Source organism: Acetobacter senegalensis (assembly GCF_001580995.1).
In the GTDB taxonomy this organism is placed as follows: domain Bacteria; phylum Pseudomonadota; class Alphaproteobacteria; order Acetobacterales; family Acetobacteraceae; genus Acetobacter; species Acetobacter senegalensis.
This window is the reverse complement of record NZ_LHZU01000147.1, coordinates 138,282-156,405: the sequence shown is the minus strand read 5'-3', so window position 1 is coordinate 156,405 and position 18,124 is coordinate 138,282. Positions and strand designations below refer to the sequence as shown.

17 protein-coding genes are annotated in these 18,124 nt (G+C 54.7%); 11 read left to right on the top strand and 6 right to left on the bottom strand.

All coding sequences use genetic code 11. From position 1 onward, the window contains the following. The 8 genes from AD948_RS16425 to trpS form a co-directional block, all read left to right on the top strand. Positions 1-324, top strand: a 324-nt coding sequence (locus tag AD948_RS16425; protein ID WP_276325363.1) for a transketolase C-terminal domain-containing protein, incomplete at its 5' end; no start/stop codon positions are given. A 4-nt stretch (positions 325-328) separates the two neighbouring features. Continuing rightward, positions 329-1,066: a TlyA family RNA methyltransferase gene (locus tag AD948_RS16420; RefSeq protein WP_061472720.1), complete on the top strand. Its 738-nt coding sequence runs from the start codon at positions 329-331 to the stop codon at positions 1,064-1,066. 125 nt (positions 1,067-1,191) lie between these two features. After that, entirely contained in the window at positions 1,192-1,791 is a 600-nt protein-coding gene (locus AD948_RS16415; RefSeq protein ID WP_061472719.1) for a hypothetical protein, read from the top strand. A 136-nt stretch (positions 1,792-1,927) separates the two neighbouring features. Beyond that, positions 1,928-3,142, top strand: coding sequence for a 23S rRNA (adenine(2503)-C(2))-methyltransferase RlmN (rlmN, locus tag AD948_RS16410; protein WP_061472718.1), 1,215 nt, complete (start codon positions 1,928-1,930; stop codon positions 3,140-3,142). 113 nt (positions 3,143-3,255) lie between these two features. After that, on the top strand, positions 3,256-4,497 hold the full coding sequence (locus AD948_RS16405; RefSeq protein ID WP_061472717.1) for an argininosuccinate synthase: 1,242 nt from the start codon (positions 3,256-3,258) through the stop codon (positions 4,495-4,497). Positions 4,498-4,541: 44 nt separating this feature from the next. Continuing rightward, on the top strand, positions 4,542-5,033 hold the full coding sequence (locus AD948_RS16400; protein ID WP_035378641.1) for an FKBP-type peptidyl-prolyl cis-trans isomerase: 492 nt from the start codon (positions 4,542-4,544) through the stop codon (positions 5,031-5,033). Between the two features lie 60 nt (positions 5,034-5,093). After that, entirely contained in the window at positions 5,094-5,564 is a 471-nt protein-coding gene (locus tag AD948_RS16395) for a c-type cytochrome (protein WP_061472716.1), read from the top strand. A gap of 34 nt (positions 5,565-5,598) precedes the next feature. Then, positions 5,599-6,594: a tryptophan--tRNA ligase gene (trpS, locus tag AD948_RS16390; RefSeq protein WP_058988748.1), complete on the top strand. Its 996-nt coding sequence runs from the start codon at positions 5,599-5,601 to the stop codon at positions 6,592-6,594. A gap of 448 nt (positions 6,595-7,042) precedes the next feature. Here trpS and AD948_RS16385 read toward each other — a convergent pair whose 3' ends face one another. Together AD948_RS16385 and AD948_RS16380 are read right to left on the bottom strand one after the other, a co-directional pair. Next, a complete protein-coding gene (locus tag AD948_RS16385) occupies positions 7,043-7,795 on the bottom strand; it encodes a YoaK family protein (protein WP_061472715.1) in 753 nt (250 codons plus the stop codon). Positions 7,796-7,833: 38 nt separating this feature from the next. Then, a complete protein-coding gene (locus tag AD948_RS16380) occupies positions 7,834-8,229 on the bottom strand; it encodes an MliC family protein (protein WP_082782496.1) in 396 nt (131 codons plus the stop codon). 290 nt (positions 8,230-8,519) lie between these two features. Here AD948_RS16380 and AD948_RS16375 point away from each other — a divergent pair, with 290 nt between their 5' ends. Further along, a complete protein-coding gene (locus AD948_RS16375; protein WP_061472713.1) occupies positions 8,520-9,095 on the top strand; it encodes a DUF1826 domain-containing protein in 576 nt (191 codons plus the stop codon). Between the two features lie 23 nt (positions 9,096-9,118). Here the strand turns inward: AD948_RS16375 and AD948_RS16370 are convergent, their stop codons facing one another. From AD948_RS16370 to AD948_RS16355, 4 genes are all read right to left on the bottom strand, one after another. Beyond that, the gene (locus AD948_RS16370; protein WP_082782491.1) at positions 9,119-11,062 is read right to left on the bottom strand and encodes an FUSC family protein; all 1,944 of its coding nucleotides are present in this window, start codon (positions 11,060-11,062) and stop codon (positions 9,119-9,121) included. Between the two features lie 108 nt (positions 11,063-11,170). Next, a complete protein-coding gene (locus AD948_RS16365) occupies positions 11,171-12,073 on the bottom strand; it encodes a LysR family transcriptional regulator (RefSeq protein ID WP_061472712.1) in 903 nt (300 codons plus the stop codon). Positions 12,074-12,107: 34 nt separating this feature from the next. Beyond that, a complete protein-coding gene (locus AD948_RS18255) occupies positions 12,108-13,049 on the bottom strand; it encodes a DUF4232 domain-containing protein (RefSeq protein ID WP_061472711.1) in 942 nt (313 codons plus the stop codon). Positions 13,050-13,219: 170 nt separating this feature from the next. Next, on the bottom strand, positions 13,220-13,552 hold the full coding sequence (locus tag AD948_RS16355) for an acyl-CoA thioesterase (RefSeq protein ID WP_045543692.1): 333 nt from the start codon (positions 13,550-13,552) through the stop codon (positions 13,220-13,222). Positions 13,553-14,312: 760 nt separating this feature from the next. Here AD948_RS16355 and AD948_RS16345 point away from each other — a divergent pair. Further along, entirely contained in the window at positions 14,313-15,359 is a 1,047-nt protein-coding gene (locus tag AD948_RS16345) for an HlyD family secretion protein (protein ID WP_061472709.1), read from the top strand. Beyond that, positions 15,359-18,124 carry a ribosome-associated ATPase/putative transporter RbbA gene (gene rbbA / locus AD948_RS16340; RefSeq protein WP_061472708.1) on the top strand — a complete coding sequence of 922 codons (2,766 nt, stop codon included), beginning with the start codon at positions 15,359-15,361 and terminating at the stop codon, positions 18,122-18,124. The genes AD948_RS16345 and rbbA overlap by 1 nt, the downstream gene beginning before the upstream one ends.

Genomic DNA, 18,124 nt, shown 5'->3' with positions numbered 1-18,124 from the left:
CATGGCCTGCCGCCCACGGTGGCCGATGCGCGCTTTGCCAAACCGATTGATGTGGAACTGGTGGAAAACCTGGCCCGCAACCATGCCGTGCTGATCACGCTGGAAGAAGGTTCGATTGGCGGATTCGGCACGCAGGTCGGCCACCATCTGGCCCGCACCGGTCTGCTCGATAACGTCCGCTTCCGCCCCCTCACCCTGCCCGATATCTTCATCGACCATAATTCGCAGGACGCTCAATACGAGCAGGCTGGACTCACAGCGCCACACATCACAAAAACCGCTCTCAGCGCATTGGGCGTCTCTCTGACGGAGCAAACGGCCTAATCAGATGGCACGCCGTCGCGTTGACCAGATGCTTGTTGACCGAGGGCTGGTTGAAAGCAGAACAAAAGCTCAGGCCCTTATTATGGCCGGGCTTGTGTTCACAGGTGAGAAGCGGGTCGCCAAAGCCGGAGACCAGCTACAGGAAGAAGCTCCCCTTGAGGTCCGCGGGCAACAACACCCCTGGGTCTCACGCGGGGGCTGCAAGCTGGCGCATGCGTTGGACCATTTCGGGCTTTCTCCGCAAGATTGCGTCTGCCTTGATGTTGGCGCGTCAACCGGCGGGTTTACAGATGTTCTGCTGACCCACGGTGCAAAATCTGTTTACGCTGTGGATGTGGGACACGGGCAGATTGCGTGGAAACTCCGCTCAGATCCGCGCGTAACGGTGCTCGAAAAATGTAACGCACGGTATCTGGACAGCACCATTATTCCCATCGCGCCATCAGTTGTTGTGTGCGATGCCAGTTTTATCGGCCTCCGCACGGTGCTTCCCGCCGCGCTATCTCTTGCTGCAGAGGGTGCATGGGCCGTTGCGTTGATCAAACCGCAGTTTGAAGCGGGGCGAGACCAGATTGGTGCAAAAGGCGTCGTGCGCGACCCTGCTGTACATGAAAGCGTCTGTGCGACCATTCAGGAGTGGTGGAGCAATCTGCCCGGCTGGACAGTAATCGGGATAGAACCCAGTCCGATTACTGGCCCGGAAGGAAATAAAGAGTTTCTGATCGCTGCACGTAAATCTTAAATTTCATTTTACATAAAACCGATTTTATATCGCCTCATGCTCTTTCTGCATGGCTATTCTTCTCCTTTTTTGCCACAATTTTATGAGAGCTTGGCTTTCTCAGCAAAAAAGGATCTGTTTTATTTATGCGTAAATTCATCATGATGCTCGGTGTCACAACCAGCCTGTTCGGCATCACTGATGTTGTTCAGGCTGCGCCCGTTCCCTATCACGCAGCAGTTGCGCACAATGACAGCATTCTGGCCACAAGCAGCCCCCTTCTGCGCGATTACGAGCAGGATGGTTTAATCCTTCAAGATGAGCCTGAGGCAGAAACCCTCGTTATTACGGCGGACCCGGCTACCCTGCGCGCGCGGGCGCTCCCATCTGATGGCACCAACCGGTATCGGATCGCTATGCGAGATGTGCTTTCGGCAGCGGCCTCCTACGCTTATCTCTTCTTCGGCCAGCATCCAGACGCCGACAGACTGTCGGTGGTCGCCAACATTCAGTCAGACAGCCCTGCGCCTGCCAGTTCGGAAGGAGACGCACCGGAGCCTGCGCTGACTTTTGATATTCCGCGCCCGACTTTTCCAATTTCTCCTGATAGCAAGCCGGATGCGTACTCCGCGCAGACCATCAGCCTGATCATGGATGAAATTGATCCTGCCAAAACGCACGTAGCTTCGTGGCTGCGCGCTGATCTGCAGGACCAACCTCACGCAGCAAACAGCGCTCAGAACTGACTGACCTTTGCCATAGAGAAGCAGCAAGCCTTTGCTGTTTCCGTTAAAAACAGTCTATAATATAGAGAAGGTCCGGTGCCCGCCGGGCCTTTTTCTGTTATAAGCTCATCATCCCCCTCCCATTACGGCGTTATGTATGTCCCTCGTTTCTTCAGGTTCTCATCCCAAAACTCATGATGCCGAAGCCGCGGCTTCTCTGAATGCGGAGGAACGGGCACGCATTCTGGCCAAGGCTGCGTTATTCAGCCCTCCAGAAGCTAGACTGGCAGACGGACGCCGAGACCTCGTTGGCCTCTCACGCGACGAAATTACGGAAATTCTTCTGGAAATTGGGGAAAAGCCGTTCCGGACCAAGCAGCTCTGGCACTGGATCTATCATCAGGGAGTGACAGATTTTTCCCGCATGAGCAGCATCGCCAAGCCTTTGCAGCAAAAGCTGGCGGAGCAGTTCATTATTGGTCGGCCAGACGCGGCCATGGTCCAGACGTCCACCGATGAAACACGAAAATTCCTCTTCCGCTTTCGGGACGGGCAGGAAGCGGAAACCGTTTACATTCCTGACCGTAGGGAAGATCGTGGTGCTGTCTGCATCTCCTCACAGGTAGGGTGCACCCTCTCCTGCACGTTCTGCCATACCGGCACCCAGAAACTGGTGCGTAATCTGGGCGCTGCGGAAATTGTGGGGCAGTTCATGGCTGCGCGGGATTCCTACAATGAATGGCCCAGCCCCAAAGGCGAGACGCCGCGCCTGCTTTCCACCATTGTTCTTATGGGCATGGGAGAGCCGCTCTATAATTACGAGAACATCGCCAAAGCCATGAAAATCATCATGGATGGAGAGGGAATTGGCCTGTCGCGCCGCCGCATTACCCTTTCCACATCCGGCGTTGTGCCCCTGATGGATCGCTGCGGGGACGAACTGGGAATCAATCTGGCCGTCTCCCTGCATGCCGTCAGGAATGACCTGCGAGACCAGATTGTACCGCTCAACCGTAAATATCCGATTGAAGAAGTTCTCGCCGCCTGCCGCCGCTATCCGGCAGCCAGCAATGCGCGCCGCATCACATTTGAATACATCATGCTGCGTGGCGTGAATGACAGTGAAGCCGATGCACGTGAACTGGTACGGCTGATTTCAGGTATCCCCGCCAAAGTGAACCTGATCCCGTTCAATCCCTGGCCGGGCAGTGACTACCGCCCCTCCACGCGGGAGCAGCAGAACAAGTTTGCGGATATCGTCATGGATGCCGGATTTGCGTCTCCTATTCGTACGCCCCGGGGGCGCGATATTCTGGCGGCATGTGGGCAGTTGAAAACTGAAAGCGAACGCGTGCGCGCAGCGCAGGGCTGATTTTTCTGCTTCTTCTTACCCAGATACGAGCTTGGCCTCTGGTTCCCCTGCCCTGCTGATGCTAGGAAGCAGGGCGAAACATTCTTGTCTTACTTACTCAGGAGATCACTCCCATGGGCGCACCTGCCGCCAGAAAAGATGTCAAAAAAGTTGTGCTGGCCTATTCAGGCGGGCTGGACACATCTGTCATCCTGCGCTGGCTGCAGAAGACCTATGGTTGTGAAGTTGTCACCTTCACCGCTGATCTGGGTCAGGGAGAAGAACTGGAACCGGCGCGCAAAAAGGCCGAAATGTTCGGTGTGAAGGAAATCTTTGTCGAAGATCTGCGTGAGACCTTCGTGAAGGATTTCGTCTTCCCGATGTTCCGGGCCAACACCCTGTATGAAGGCCAGTATCTGCTGGGCACCTCCATTGCCCGCCCTCTGATCGCCCAGCGCCAGATTGAAATCGCCCGTCAGGTCGGTGCAGATGCCGTAGCGCACGGTGCCACAGGCAAAGGGAACGATCAGGTTCGTTTTGAATTGGCCTATTACGCCCTGCAGCCCGACATCACAGTGATCGCTCCGTGGCGTGAATGGGATCTGACCTCCCGCACCCGGCTGCTGTCTTTTGCCGAAGAAAACCAGATCCCCATCGCCAAGGACAAGCGTGGAGAAGCGCCGTTCTCGGTGGATGCCAATCTGCTGCACTCTTCTTCTGAAGGAAAACTGCTGGAAGATCCGGCAGTTGGACCAGAAGAAATTGTGTTCCAACGCACCATCTCTCCAGAAGCGGCACCCGACAAAGCTACGGAAATCACAATCGATTTCGTCAGCGGTGATCCGGTTGCCATCAATGGTGAAGTCATGTCTCCAGCCACGCTGCTGACAAAGCTGAACGAGCTGGGCAAAGCCAATGGCATTGGCCGTCTTGATCTGGTGGAAAACCGCTTTGTGGGTATGAAGTCCCGCGGGATTTATGAAACCCCCGGCGGCACCATCCTGCTGACGGCCCACCGCAGCATTGAATCCATCACTCTGGACCGCGAGGCCATGCACCTCAAGGACAGCCTGATGCCGCGTTATGCTGCCATTCTTTACAATGGGCTGTGGTTCTCCCCGGAACGCCGCATGCTGCAGGCTCTGATTGATGCCTCCCAGCATTCCGTATCGGGCCGTGTCCGCCTGAAACTGTATAAGGGCAATGTTATCTGCGTAGGGCGTGAAAGCCCGAACAGCCTGTATGATACCCGCGTTGTCACGTTTGAAGATGACGAAGGTGCCTACAACCAGGCAGACGCACAGGGCTTCATCAAACTGAACGCGCTGCGTCTGCGGTTGGGTGCTCAGATCGGACGTAAGGGCGGCGCGCTTTAAGGGTGCGACGTCACCGCCATTCTTTTCAGATTGTCGAGAGGGTCATGACCAGTCGTTTCAAACTTACTCCTTACCTGCTTGCGGCCGGCATGGCCGTCTCTCTTGCTGCGTGCGGTTCACATAAGGAAGCGGAACCTGAACTGACCCCAGCCCAGCAGATGGACAAGCTCCGCTCTCAGCCCGGTGTGACCGTGCTGAAGGACGGCCTGGCCTACAAGGTGTTGAAATCCGGCCCCAAGGACGGCGAACAGCCGCGCCCGGGAGACGTGATGATGCTGATCTATGAAGGCCGCCTGCCAGACGGATCCATTTTTGACAGTTCCGAACAGCATGGCGATGGCGCTTACATGCAGATGCCCTTGCAGGGGCTGGTGAAAGGCTGGATGGAAGCCCTTCCCATGATGCATGTGGGTGATACCTGGATGCTCTATGTACCGCCCGAACTCGGGTATGGCCACAAGGCCATGGGGATTATCCCGGCAGACAGCCCGCTTATTTTCCGTATCCAGTTGCTGGGCGTTGATCACGCTCATTAATCCGGAAACGGCCTGAACCGGTTCTGTCGTGCGCAGAACCGGTAGGACAGGTTTCAGACCATGATGTCTTTTCATAGCACACGGTCCGCCTTTCTGGCGGTTGGTGCTCTTTCCCTTCTTCTTGGCGGCTGTTCACCCAAAAGCCCGAAAAATCTTTACGGCAGCAACTGCGGTATTTGCCATCATAGCGGTGACGGCATGCCCGGATCCGTTCCGCCGCTGGTCGGACGCTTAGACCGCATTGCCAGCACGGCAGAAGGCCGTAAATATCTCGCTGATGTGCTCATGAATGGTGTTAGCGGACCAATCATGGCCAATGGCATGCCTTATGAAGCAGAAATGCCCCCCTTCCGTTACCTTAAAGATGACGAAGTCGCGCAGATCCTCTCCTGGCTTTCTGCCCGCGGCTCAACGCAACCTGCCCCCGTTATGACCAAAGAGGATATCGCGGCGGCGCGCGCGGTCCGAAAATCTGCGGGAATGGTGGCGGAAGAACGGGAAAATCTGAACAAGCTCTCTCCTATCCCCTAATTTCTCCTGGCTCACGATCACAGTGGTAAAGCATATGCAACGCATCTTTTCTGGCATTCAGCCGTCCGGCATTCCGCAGCTTGGTAACTATCTGGGCGCTATCCGGAACTGGGTTAACCTACAGGCCGACCATGAGTGCGTGTTCTGTCTGGTAGATATGCACGCTATTACTGTGTGGCAGGAACCGGAAAAACTGCGGCACCAAACCCTTACGCAGGCCGCCATTCTCCTAGCATCCGGCATTGATGCAGAAAAACACATCCTGTTCAATCAATCCGCTGTGTCGGCTCATGCACGGCTGGCGTGGATTTTCAACTGTGTCACCCGCCTGGGCTGGCTCAACCGCATGACACAGTTCAAGGATAAAGCAGGCAAGGACCGGGAAAACCATTCCGCCGGTCTATACGTTTATCCCAGTCTGATGGCTGCCGACATCCTGGCTTACAAGGCAACCCGCGTGCCTGTTGGAGAAGATCAGAAACAGCATCTGGAACTGACCAACGATATCGCTCAGAAATTCAACCATGATTACGGGGTCTCCTTCTTCCCGGAAGTAGAAGCCCTTATTCCTCCTGCCGCCGCACGCGTCATGAGCCTGCGGGATGGAACCAAGAAAATGTCCAAATCAGATCCTTCCGCCCAGAGCCGGATTGAGATGACGGACGACGCGGATACCATTGCGCTCAAGATCCGCCGCGCAAAAACCGATGCGGACGTTCTGCCTGAAGATCCCGCACAGCTTGAAAACCGGCCGGAAGCCAAAAATCTGGTCACAATCTATGCTGCCCTTTCGGACATCAGCATTACGGACGTTCTGGCAAAACATGCAGGCGAAGGTTTTGGCCCCTTCAAGCAGGCTTTGACTGAGGTTGTGGTTAACGCCATTGCCCCCATCGCACAGGAAACAACCCGATTGATGCAGAATGAAGATCATCTGCTCGCCGTTCTCCGCTCAGGTGCCACGCGCGCTCAGGCCATTGCCGAGCCGATTGTTGCCGAAGCTGAAAAAATTGTTGGCTTTGTAAAATAAGAAAAGACAGGCCAGAACGTCTCCTCCGGCGTTTTGGCCGCGTTTGAAAAACGAGCCACCCTATACGCCAGCCCGAAGACATCTTGCTTACTGCGCCTAAAGTCCTGCATCTGGTCTTTTTTGCACTCACTCAGAACTATCCCTGAGATTCCATATGCAATTTTTAAAACATGACGCAATGTAAATATTGTTTTGAAAATCGAAAAAATAATCTCTACAGTTTGGCAGATGAAAAGTTCTAAAAACCCTATTTTGATTTTTCTAATAGAAGCAATACCAACAGGTTACGATTTTTACACAGGCGGAAAAAGAGGGTTGTTAGCCCCCTCCTGGTGAGAAAAGCATAAAAACAACAGTTTCAAGATCCGCAAAATTACCCAATTATCTCAGCCACTGTTTAATATCTCTGCCATTATCCCTTTTTAAATGACGCGAAGAAAACAGACTTTTACTGGCTGCTGCTTTCTCCGTCGGCCTCTCTCCGCTTTTCAGAACCTGTATTCACCAGAATACCCGGTACAGCCAAACATCCCAATATACCTGCTATACCCAGCAGAAAACCTTTTTGCCAGTGCAGATATCCCCATGCACCAACAGCACTTCCTGCAATAAAACAAAGAATAATCTGGCTATGCAACCACAAACGCTGACGCATTTTGATATGCTGTTCGGCCTGGGTTCTCTTTCGCCCGGTTTCCAGCCAGTTTGCCACCTCTATCCCCAGATCGGTTAGCATACCGGTTACATGCGTTGTTCTTACAACGGCTCCAGAGACACGGGTCACGGTTGCATTCTGCATTCCCATCAGAAAGCTCAACACCAAGGGAAAGAAAACATTCTGGACGGATGGGAGCACGTAAAACATCTGGATAAGAGCCAAGGCTCCCAGAATTACGGCTTCAATCAGAATACTATAGGCATAAATGCCAGCTTCACCCCGCCTGCGCCCCACGTTCACCATAATGGCGGAAAGCATGGCTCCTACTAAAAAACATACTACTAGCCCCGCTGAAACAAGAGCCACCTTCATGTCTTCGTTTAGAAAATTTGTCGCCAAAGCAGACACGTTGCCTGTCATGTTGGCGCAATAATATCCTACACTCAGAAAACTAAACGCGTTTATGGCCCCTGCAATGGCAGACAAAGAGCTTCCAAGCTGACGGTCCTGCAAAAATGTGCGACCGCCTTTTTCAAGCAGCATCCCTGCGCCCCCTCATTTTTCGCTCGAGAAACCCCTGTTTACCGGGCCTGTTTTTCTGTTCCGGTGTGAGAAATTTTCACTTCTTCACAAACACTTGGTGATCCTGCATCTGCTCGGTCTTCAGAAAAGAAAACCTGCTGCCCTTTGGTCCACCATACAAATCGGTCTGCAACATATTTGGCTCCGGAAGCAGACATAACGTTGGTGAAAACCAAGGTCTGCCCGTCAACTGGGAACACAGCCAGACTGACCGCTCCCGCATTCAGATATGTCACCGGAAAATCCCCTGCCGGCAATTTTTGCAAAAGGGAGTGAGGCCCAGTGCAGTGATAAACCGGCGTTTCTTTCTGTACCGCTACAGCCGGTGCCAAAGGAATAATGAGGGTTGACTGAGGCTCCCTCGTTTCCTCCTGCGCTTTGGCATTTCCTACCATGAGCGTGGAACACAGAATGCTCCCCGCTATCACCGCATGCCACCAAGATAGGCCTTTTTGCATCAGGTTTTCCTTTCTTACCGGAACGTTCCTCTCTTTCTATCCCTTTTTCTGCCTACTCTCAAAAAAACGCCTTACACGTCCGATATGCAGCCCTCTTGTAATCATCCGCAGAGAACGTAATATTATAACGTTACGTTTTGAGGTTTTTCATGTTGTCTTCTCCTTGCCCCACCAGATTGTCTCTTTTCCAAAACGCACGGGCCGATATCCATTCAGGCAAGGAGCCCATGACCATTCTTGCGCGACCTCTTCCCGCAACACTTCAGGCTGCGATTGAAGCCATGATCAAGGAAGGGCCTCGCCTCATATTGGCCAAAGGCACGCCAGAAGATCTGCGTACTCTGTGTTCCCCCCATATGCCGCCTACGGCGTTCCCCTTGCTGGAGGACGCCTTGCACCTCGCCCAACTGTATCGGGAAGCAAGCGGGCTTGATGCTGTCCGTTTCAGATTGGAGCAGATCACCACGGATTCCTGCCGAAAATTCCATACGGACCATGTCGCACTGCGGTTGCTCTGCACGTATTACGGGCCAGGCACCGAATGGGTCTCCACAACGCAAGGGCAGACTGCCGCTTCATCATCGCCGGAAGACGACCCTGCCCTGATCCATCGTATTCCTGCCGGGCACATTGCTCTTCTTGAAGGAAACAAAGGCCCGCACGCAAATGGTCAAGGCGTGGTGCATCGCTCTCCCCCGCTCTCCCATCTCCCGATGTCAGAACGTTTACGCGTCCTTTTGACCATTGATGAACCAACGGCCTGCGGTATGGCGGATGAGCATAATCCTACCGTTCGCCCCTGAGGGCTTCCCGGAACAAGGTTTGTTCAGGTGTCAGCGCCTTCCACTGCGATTACCTTGAGCATGAGTTCGACTTTTTCCAATTCTTCCTGAACTGGGCGCTCGCCGGTGTTCCGGCGCTGCCGCGCCACCCAGCTTTGCATCTTCTGGGCCCAAATTGTGGCCTGTGATCCGCCTTCGGCCCATTTCCGCAGAAAAAGGTGTAAGGTCCGCCTGACATGCACTGGCAGGCCCTTGTCATGGGCAGCATCCCTAACCGTAATCAGGCACATGCCCATACTGGTCAGACGCAACTGGTCCTGCATGTAAGCCAGCCGTAGCGGGGCGGGAACATTCTGAGCATTTCTGAGAATACGAACGAGACTGTCTGAACTTTCCGCCAACCATTGCTGAATGGTTGTTCGGCTTCCCTGCACCGCCAACGCCCTGAGCCGCCTTCGCCGCCACCGTGCAGTGCGCCGCATATGAGAATCAACCCGAAACGGCAGAACAACCCGATATGTCCAGCCAACAAACAGAACCGCCAGCAGAAAACACAGCGCGCCGTTAAAAAAGGACTGCTCATCATAACGACCATCGTTAATTGGGCCGAGCAGCACCGGGAAAAACATGTTGAAAGAAAACGCATACCCCGCGGTCGAAGCATGCCGTGCTGCCAGCCCCCCAATTGTCATGGGCACCATAAGGGCCATCAGCAGAATTTCCGGCGTCGTTATTTTGGGCAGAACCCACAACGCATAAAGTCCCGCGGCGGCGGCACACCAACAGGCACCTTTAAAAAAGGAACCAGATGCCACTATCGGGTTTTCACGTGTTGCCAGCAGACCGTACACAAGCGCCACAAAGGACACGAACCCTGCCCCGGACGGCCAGGCCGTAACTTCCCAGACCAGCCAACTGCCCAGAATGCCCGCGCAGGCCCTTACGCCGTTCTCCACTGATTCCAGCGCGTGTCTGCGGGAGGCTATGTGAAAGCGGAAATGATCCCCCCTTACCGGATGCTCAGCGGCCTGAATATGCCTCTGTGCTGCCTCGTAATCCGCCATAAGCGCCACTGGCACAGACTTGCCTGCATCATCATAACGCGCGTCCCGGTCCATCCCCCCCAATAAAGAGAGCGCCCGCGCACGGGCAAGCATGACCATCATGCAGGACAATGCAGCGCGAGCGTGATCCGCAATATGCGTACGGCCGCCTATTTCCAGTGCATCAAACTCGATACGGCTGTTGGCGGAAACGAGCGTTGTCAGAACCTGAGCATGGGCTCTGGCATCCGCCTTCCCGGTGATCAGATCCTTCACCAGAGCCGTTACCGCCCTTAAAGCGCCTTCAAGCCGATTATCCAGATTCTTTCGGGCCTGCTCCCTCATATAAGGCGAGGACAGCATGGCCAGCACAGCCTCGCACACCACCCCGAGAACAATATATGTTCCGCGCGCAATGGCGACGTTAAACACATCATCCGGTTGAGCAATGGCCCCTGTGGCAACAATGGCGGATGTAAAGCCTGTCAGAACCAGACCATAAGCCCGATAGCTTTCCAGAAAGGTCGCCAACCCGCAGCAGCAGCCAATCCAGAGCGCCAGCGCACAAAAAAACAGAGCCGACGCCTGAGGAAAAGCAGAAATCAGAGCAATGGCTACCACACACCCCAGCACCGTGCCTGCAATACGCCACCGGGCTTTGGAAAGACTTTCTCCGCGGGAAGATTGTGCAACCACCCAGACAGTCAGAGGAGCCCATTGCGGACTATCCAGTTCCATCCACATGGCAATCAGCAAGGACAACCCTGCCGCCAATGCGGACCGAACAGCAAATGTAACATCAGCCAGAGAAGGCGCGAGCAGCCAGCGCAATTTCTGCCGCCAACGGTCTTCCAGTTCACCTGCAAACCGCAAACTTCGCGCGCCAAATGCAGAGGCAGAGAAAAATGCTCCGCCGTTGCTTTCCTGCTCTTTGGCGCTACGCATGGTATTTCCTCACGTAAAAGGTGGACCATGCAAAAGGCCCGGATAAACGTCCAAGCGTTTGTTGTAATCAGTTCATAAGCAGAAATTATGATGCGCTATTCTAAGCCCTTAGGGCATATAAATATCATCCAGCTTCAGTGCACGCACAACACTCCATACGCGCTCCAACAGCGCCGTACCGTTTGACTGATCCAACCGCACCAGCCCGACATCAGGGGAAGCAGAAGGACCAATCCGGCGCGTCTGCAAACCTTCCGGCCCAACCCGTTCCGGCAGTGCCACAACTGGCAAGATGCTGGCCAGACGCCCGGAAAGCAACTCGGCATGGAGTAACTCCAACGCATTGGTTTCCAGAAGGATTGTCGGCTTTACACCCGCATTCCTGAACCCGGCATCCACCAACTGGCGGCTCCGCATCTCCGTAGTGAACAGACACAGCGGCACGGCGGCTATGTCCTTCCATTCAATTATCTTGGCTGCGGGCAAAGGCATGGATTTTGCAGCCGCCAGGACAGGCACCTCAGCATACAACGCGGACGTTTCAAACGGGCTATCCGCTGGAACCTGATCCAGATACATCAGGCCAAGTTGCAGTGTATGTTCCCGCAGTAAATGAACCATATCTCTGCTGGAACAGATTTTCACTTCCACATGCAAGGCTGGCACCACGGCCCGAAAGCGCTCCAGCAGCAACGGCACAACCTGAATAGCCGCTGGAATGACCCCAATGGCAAGCGATCCCCCAGCAACATCCTGCGCAAGGGCGGCCTCCTGCCGCAAACCATCCAGCGCGGCCAAGGTTTGCCGTGCCCAGGCCAGAACCCGCTCTCCCTCCGCCGTCAGACCGTAAAACCGGCGGTTCCGCTGGATGATGGTAATGCCCAGCTCCGCTTCCAACTGCCGGATACCTGCCGAGAGCGCGGGCTGAGAAACACCACAGGCCTCCGCCGCGCGGGAAAAATGGTGGAAGCGATCAAGCGCCAGCAGATAGGTCAGTTGCCGAAGAAACACGATAAAACCTCACCAGAGAACTCTGTGCCCGCTTCTACGGCATAGCGGAATGGGCGCTCAATGGTGTTTGTTCAAATTGGGCACTCTGCTGGGCTGGTGCGCACACATGCGCCTGCATAGGAACACGCGCGCTCTGCCTACCGTCGTCCCATATCAACTGAAGAGCAGCAGCAGTCACGCAATTATGGCTGCCGTCATAGACATCGCCAGACACCCAGCGCAGCGCGGTATATAACGTTCCATCTGCCGGCAGGGTCACTGAAGCATTATCCTGATGGGAAAGGCTGTCCGTTTGGCCCGATGCCGTAGCGCTCTCTGTCTGACGGTGCGTAGACACATTCCTGCCAGCGCTGTCCTGCAACTCAACTGCCGGATACGCCGGAACCGAACAGGCATGGGCAGTTGTATTCTTCAGGATAACCATGGTTCCTGAATGAGACATCCCATTGAAGGCCCCGTTCTGAGCATCAAGCGTCAGATGCAGATCCTTTGCCTGACAGACCGGAGGCTTTCCCTCTGCCGTATCTGCTTCCCTTGTCTCAGCCACGTCAAACCGAATCACTTTGGCCGTTTTGGGATCAAGATGGCAGGCCCATGTGAATGGGACCCACTGCATGGCGTCCTTTTTCAGGCTGAACTGCCCGCGGCCAGTCAACAATTCCGGCCCCACAAAAACCTGACTCTCCGGCTTGTCATCCTGCAAGAAAAACCGCCGTCCTGCCCCTTTTTCTTCCAACACAGGACGCGCTGCATCCTGACACAGAAAGGTTGTCATCTTCCATACAGGGCTCTGGCTTTCAATGGCCGCGCGATCCTGAGCATTCTTCACAGCACCAATACGCTCCGCGATCACCCGTTTCTCAGCGGACGAGGGAGCAGCACTCCCCTCTGTCCTGGCAGATGCCGCACTTGTGCATTCCACGCCTAAAAAACTGACAAAACACGCCGTTAAGACAAGAGGGATGATTTTTTTCATCCGCTCATGCTGCCCCTCGCCTGAGCGTATTTCAAGGTAAAACGCTTTCCGTTCTGCCCTTACTTATAGCGCATATGAGTCCATAAACCGGCTTGAACGATATGGGCGTTCCCTCTTTATGAACCGAAGGAAGCCGCGATCGTCAGGAGAAACCTAAGGCGGCAGGTTCCCTATTTATCAACCGCGCACGGCTTTCCGTCATCATCCAGCGCCACAAAAATGAATTTTCCCTGCGTCACTTTCTGCCGGATGGCGGTACGCCGTATTCTGCGTATTGCTTCCACCTCAATCGTCATAGACGTGCGGCCAACCTTCAGGATACGGGTATAAACATTCAGTTCATCCCCAACCGCCATCGGGCGATGAAACACCAATCCATCTATGGCGACCGTAGCGCATTTGCGGCCAGCCCTGTCTTCAGCCGTTGTGCTGGCGGCCAGATCCATATGTGCGGCAACCCAGCCGCCAAAGACATCTCCCGCGGCGTTGGTATCCCGCCGCATCGCCACAACACGGACAGCAAGATTATCATCGTGCACCCAGTAACTCTGCTCGCCACCATCCACTGAAAACAATCCTTCTTTATCTGTTCGTCCTGAACACCGCCTATCCCTTTGTGCTACTGGGATAACGCAACTCTTGCGACAGCATTTTATAAAATTGTGGCGCTTTCACGCAGGAGTGACAGGCTCCGCCACATACCACGGTTCCCTCCCTGAACACCGACATGTTTTTTCTTTCAGTGGGGCGGTTTACCGGACGTTGAATAACGGCTCCCCTCCTCTTCCAACCTGACAACGGTCTGTTCATTCCGGCCCGTTCCGTCTTCGTCTCTCAGGCCCTAGAATAATCGTTTTAATCAATCGTTATAGGAAGGCAGTCCCGTTACATGAATTAAAACGCCACCATCAGAAAAACCATAAACGGTGGAGAAATGACCACATACCAATGATTTTTTTGCCTAATAGCTTTCTCGAAAAAGAAAATAATTTTCCACCCCAGAAAACACAATAAGTATTTGTTAATAATAGTTTTTATAGAATGAATTTTGTTATAACGCATCACCCTAAAAGCCGTCAATTCGACTTTGAAATGTGTTTTCCCCCGCTCATGGCTGTATTCTGGCTGACACATATCATTGCCAGCATCCTCCAGAAGCATTATGGCGTAAAAAGATACAAATGACCGATCGTTCATTTCGATGAAAATCAGATAAAAACACCGTTCTTGAACCCTACGCCCCAGACACAAAAGCAGCGGACCATGAGCACTCAGCCAACCACTCCCAACCAGCCCGCCCCTTCCCCTGCGGCATCTGCCCCCCGGCCACCCAGGCGGCTTGGCATGGTGTTTGGCTGCGCTGCTCTTGTCGGCGGACTATGCGGTGCGGGTGCATGGTATTACTTTGCGCACAAGAACGATCTGCCCCCCAATATTGCTGTCAGCAATGGCCGTCTGGAAATGACGCGTTTGGATATTGCCGTAAAATATCCGGGCAGGATCACAGACATCACCTTTCATGAAGGAGACCATGTTCAAGCCGGCCAACCTCTTGCCTATGAGGACAATGCGGAAATAACCGCCCAGCTGGCAGGTGCACGGGCAAACTTCTTACAGGCGCAGGAAACCGTAAGCCGTGCCAAGGCGGAACAGGAAGCCGCCCAAGCCGCGGCAACGTTAGCGAGCCAGGAATTACGCCACGCACGGCAAATGGCAGCCCAACATCTTGTATCAGATATGGAAGTACAGGAACGCCAGACCGCTTATACAACACGCACCCTTTCCGCACAGGCCGCAGAACATGCCGCAGCCTCGGCCCAGGCGGCCACAACTGCGGCGGCGTCACAGATTGATCGGCTTCAAACCGTTCTGAACGATATGACAGTCAAGGCACCTGTCAGCGGTCAGATTGAATACAAAGTTGCTGAACGGGGCGCGGTACTGGCTGGCGGAGGACGTGTGGCCTCTCTGCTCGACCCCTCTGATACTTATCTCACCGTCTTTTTCCCATCGGAAACAGCAGGCAAACTCCATGTGGGGGATGAGGCCCGCATCCAGTTGGATGCCCTTGGCGCGTCTCTGATCCCAGCCCGTATCTCCTTTGTTTCTCCGGAAGCGCAGTTCACGCCTAAATACGTGGAAACCGCCACAGAACGCGAAAAGCTGGTCTATCGTATCAAATTGCAGATCATGCCAGACACGGTCGCTAAACTGGGTGGCGCCCTCAAAGCAGGCATGACCGGAGAAGGCTACGTACGCACCAGCTCCTCCGCCCAGTGGCCAGCCCCCAAACAACAGGAACAGGACTGATGTCTCAGCCCGCCCTGCATCCGAAGGCAGATCAGGCTGATATACTGCTGCGCTCTCTCACGCATCGCTACGGTCATACAGTCGCGCTACGAGATGTTTCCCTCTCGCTCCCTGCGGGCACGACCATCGGGCTGGTTGGCCCTGATGGTGTTGGGAAATCTACCCTTCTGGGCCTGATTGCGGGCGTTCGCCGTATTCAAAGCGGCACGGTGATGACCCTCGGCGCAGATATGAGCAATACCCGACAGCGCGAGGCTATTCTCCCACGGGTTGCGTTCATGCCACAGGGGCTGGGGCACAATCTTTACCCAACGCTTTCCGTGCGTGAGAATATCGATTTCTTCGCCCGTCTGTTCGGGCTCGACGCAGCCTACCGCGAAACGCGGATCAAACAACTACTGGAAGCCACGGGGTTAGCTCCCTTTCCGGACCGTCCAGCGGGTAAACTATCTGGCGGCATGAAGCAGAAAGTCAGCCTGTGTTGCGCCCTGGTGCATGACCCTGATCTGCTGATTCTGGACGAACCCACCACCGGCGTTGATCCCCTGTCACGCCAGCAGTTCTGGACACTTGTGGATACACTCCGCGCTGCTCGTCCTTCCATGACTGTTCTTGTTTCCACCGCATACATGGAAGAAGCCGCCCGCTTTTCCTGGCTGGTGGCAATGGACGATGGGAAAGTTCTGGTCAGCGCCCCTACAGCCGATATTCTCAAGCAGACCGGACAGCCTACGGTTGAAAAGGCCTATATTTCCCTTCTGCCTGAAGAAAAACGCTCACGCGCCAGCGGGTTTTCCATTCCCCCGTATCAGGACCCCGGCGGAGAACCCGCGATTGAGGCTACCGGACTCACACGGCAGTTTGGGTCCTTTGTCGCGGTGGATCATGTCAGCTTCAGAATAGGCCGGGGAGAAATTTTCGGTTTTCTGGGCTCTAATGGCTGTGGCAAATCCACAACCATGAAAATGCTGACCGGCCTGCTGGATGCTACCAGCGGCACAGCCAAACTATTTGGCAAACCGGTCTCCGCCAATGATATCAATGCCCGCATGCGCATTGGCTATATGTCGCAGTCATTCTCTCTTTATGAAGAATTGACTGTCCGGCAAAATCTGGTTCTACAAGCCAGACTCTACCGTGTTCCCGCACCAGAGGCAGAAACACGGGTTGAACAGGCGTTGGATGACTTTGAACTCCGCCCCTTCGCCAGTGCCAGCCCTGCTGATCTCCCGCTTGGCATCCGCCAACGCCTGCAACTGGCCGCTGCGTGCATCAACACGCCTGATATCCTTATTCTGGATGAACCAACCTCAGGCGTGGACCCTGCCGCGCGGGACATGTTCTGGCGGCATCTGATTGACCTCTCCCGCAACAAGCACGTCACCATCTTCGTTTCTACACACTTCATGAACGAAGCCGCCTGTTGTGACCGTATTTCCCTTATGCATCGGGGCCGCGTTCTGGCCGTTGGCACGCCTGCAGATTTGACACGCAAACGCGGAGAAACATCTCTGGAAGCGGCCTTCATTGACTATCTACGCGATGAAGAAGCCCGCACAGACCCACAGCCGCCCACTGCGGCTTCCACTTCTCAGGCAGCAAGTGTGACACAGCATGCTGCATCGTCTCCAAAACTGGTGACATGGCTTGCGCGCACGTGGGCATTTGCGCGCCGTGAAACCATAGAACTCCTGCGCGACCGCCTGCGGCTGGCCTTCGCCATTATGGGGCCGGTCGTTCTGTTGCTGGTATCAGCTTACAGCATCTCCTTCGATGTCAACAAAATCAGTTACACCGTCCGCGATCATGACCACACCCATCACAGTCGGGAATTGATCGAGGTTTTCCAAGGTTCAAGTTATTTTACTGAAACCGCGCCCGCTGCCAGCGATGCCGACATGGCACAACGGCTCCAGAAGGGAACAGTGCAGATGACGCTGGATATCCCGCCTGATTTTGGGCGCGACCTTGATGCCGGGCGCCATCCCTCCGTTGGTATTGGCATCAGCGGCGCCATGCCCTTTTTGGGGGCCAATATACGGGCCTACGCAACGGGCGCCCTGCTTCAATATGCGTCTTCTGCCGGAAAATCCCTTCCTCGCGGAATGGTACCCGCATCCCCCATCAGCATAGAACCCCGATTTGTCTATAATCAGGAATTCCGCAGTATTTACGCCATGACACCGGGCACCATCATGCTGGCGCTCATTCTTATCCCCACCATGCTGACAGCCCTGGGCGTGGTGCGGGAGAAGGAAATCGGCTCCATTGTCAATCTATACGCTTCCCCTGCCTCGGTTGGAGAATATCTGATTGGCAAACAGACCCCTTACGTTGCCCTCGCCACGCTTTCCTATCTGGCGCTGGTTGTGCTCTCGGTTGTTGTCATGGGTGTGCCACTCAAAGGGTCTTTTCTGGCGCTGTCTCTCGGGGCCATCCTCTATATTTTCGCCTCAACCGGTTTCGGGCTGCTGATCTCGGTTTTTGTGCAGTCTCAGGTTGCGGCCATATTTGGCACAGCCATCCTTTGCCTGATCCCCGCCGTCAATTTCTCGGGGCTTCTTTACCCGGTTTCCACCCTTACCGGTATTTCTTACCAGGTAGGCAAGTTGTTCCCCGCCTCATGGTTTCAGCTTATCAGTCTGGGCAGCTTTACCAAGGGTGTGGGCTTTTCCGGGTTTCTCCCCATGTATGCGGCATTGGCGGCTTTTGCCGCGAGCTACATGGTTCTGGCCCGTCTGCTGCTCCGCAAACAGGAGCGCTGA

What these genes read in the sequence shown, in the direction of transcription:
- trpS (WP_058988748.1), top strand. Translation starts at nt 5,599, where the DNA reads ATGCAACGCATCTTTTCTGGCATTCAGCCGTCCGGCATTCCGCAGCTT.
- AD948_RS16355 (WP_045543692.1), bottom strand. Translation starts at nt 13,552, where the DNA reads ATGCGGCGGGATACCAACGCCGCGGGAGATGTCTTTGGCGGCTGGGTT.
- AD948_RS16380 (WP_082782496.1), bottom strand. Translation starts at nt 8,229, where the DNA reads ATGGTAGGAAATGCCAAAGCGCAGGAGGAAACGAGGGAGCCTCAGTCA.
- rlmN (WP_061472718.1), top strand. Translation starts at nt 1,928, where the DNA reads ATGTCCCTCGTTTCTTCAGGTTCTCATCCCAAAACTCATGATGCCGAA.
- AD948_RS16415 (WP_061472719.1), top strand. Translation starts at nt 1,192, where the DNA reads ATGCGTAAATTCATCATGATGCTCGGTGTCACAACCAGCCTGTTCGGC.
- AD948_RS16370 (WP_082782491.1), bottom strand. Translation starts at nt 11,062, where the DNA reads ATGCGTAGCGCCAAAGAGCAGGAAAGCAACGGCGGAGCATTTTTCTCT.
- AD948_RS18255 (WP_061472711.1), bottom strand. Translation starts at nt 13,049, where the DNA reads ATGAAAAAAATCATCCCTCTTGTCTTAACGGCGTGTTTTGTCAGTTTT.
- AD948_RS16400 (WP_035378641.1), top strand. Translation starts at nt 4,542, where the DNA reads ATGACCAGTCGTTTCAAACTTACTCCTTACCTGCTTGCGGCCGGCATG.
- AD948_RS16385 (WP_061472715.1), bottom strand. Translation starts at nt 7,795, where the DNA reads ATGCTGCTTGAAAAAGGCGGTCGCACATTTTTGCAGGACCGTCAGCTT.
- AD948_RS16395 (WP_061472716.1), top strand. Translation starts at nt 5,094, where the DNA reads ATGATGTCTTTTCATAGCACACGGTCCGCCTTTCTGGCGGTTGGTGCT.
- AD948_RS16345 (WP_061472709.1), top strand. Translation starts at nt 14,313, where the DNA reads ATGAGCACTCAGCCAACCACTCCCAACCAGCCCGCCCCTTCCCCTGCG.
- AD948_RS16405 (WP_061472717.1), top strand. Translation starts at nt 3,256, where the DNA reads ATGGGCGCACCTGCCGCCAGAAAAGATGTCAAAAAAGTTGTGCTGGCC.
- rbbA (WP_061472708.1), top strand. Translation starts at nt 15,359, where the DNA reads ATGTCTCAGCCCGCCCTGCATCCGAAGGCAGATCAGGCTGATATACTG.
- AD948_RS16375 (WP_061472713.1), top strand. Translation starts at nt 8,520, where the DNA reads ATGACCATTCTTGCGCGACCTCTTCCCGCAACACTTCAGGCTGCGATT.
- AD948_RS16420 (WP_061472720.1), top strand. Translation starts at nt 329, where the DNA reads ATGGCACGCCGTCGCGTTGACCAGATGCTTGTTGACCGAGGGCTGGTT.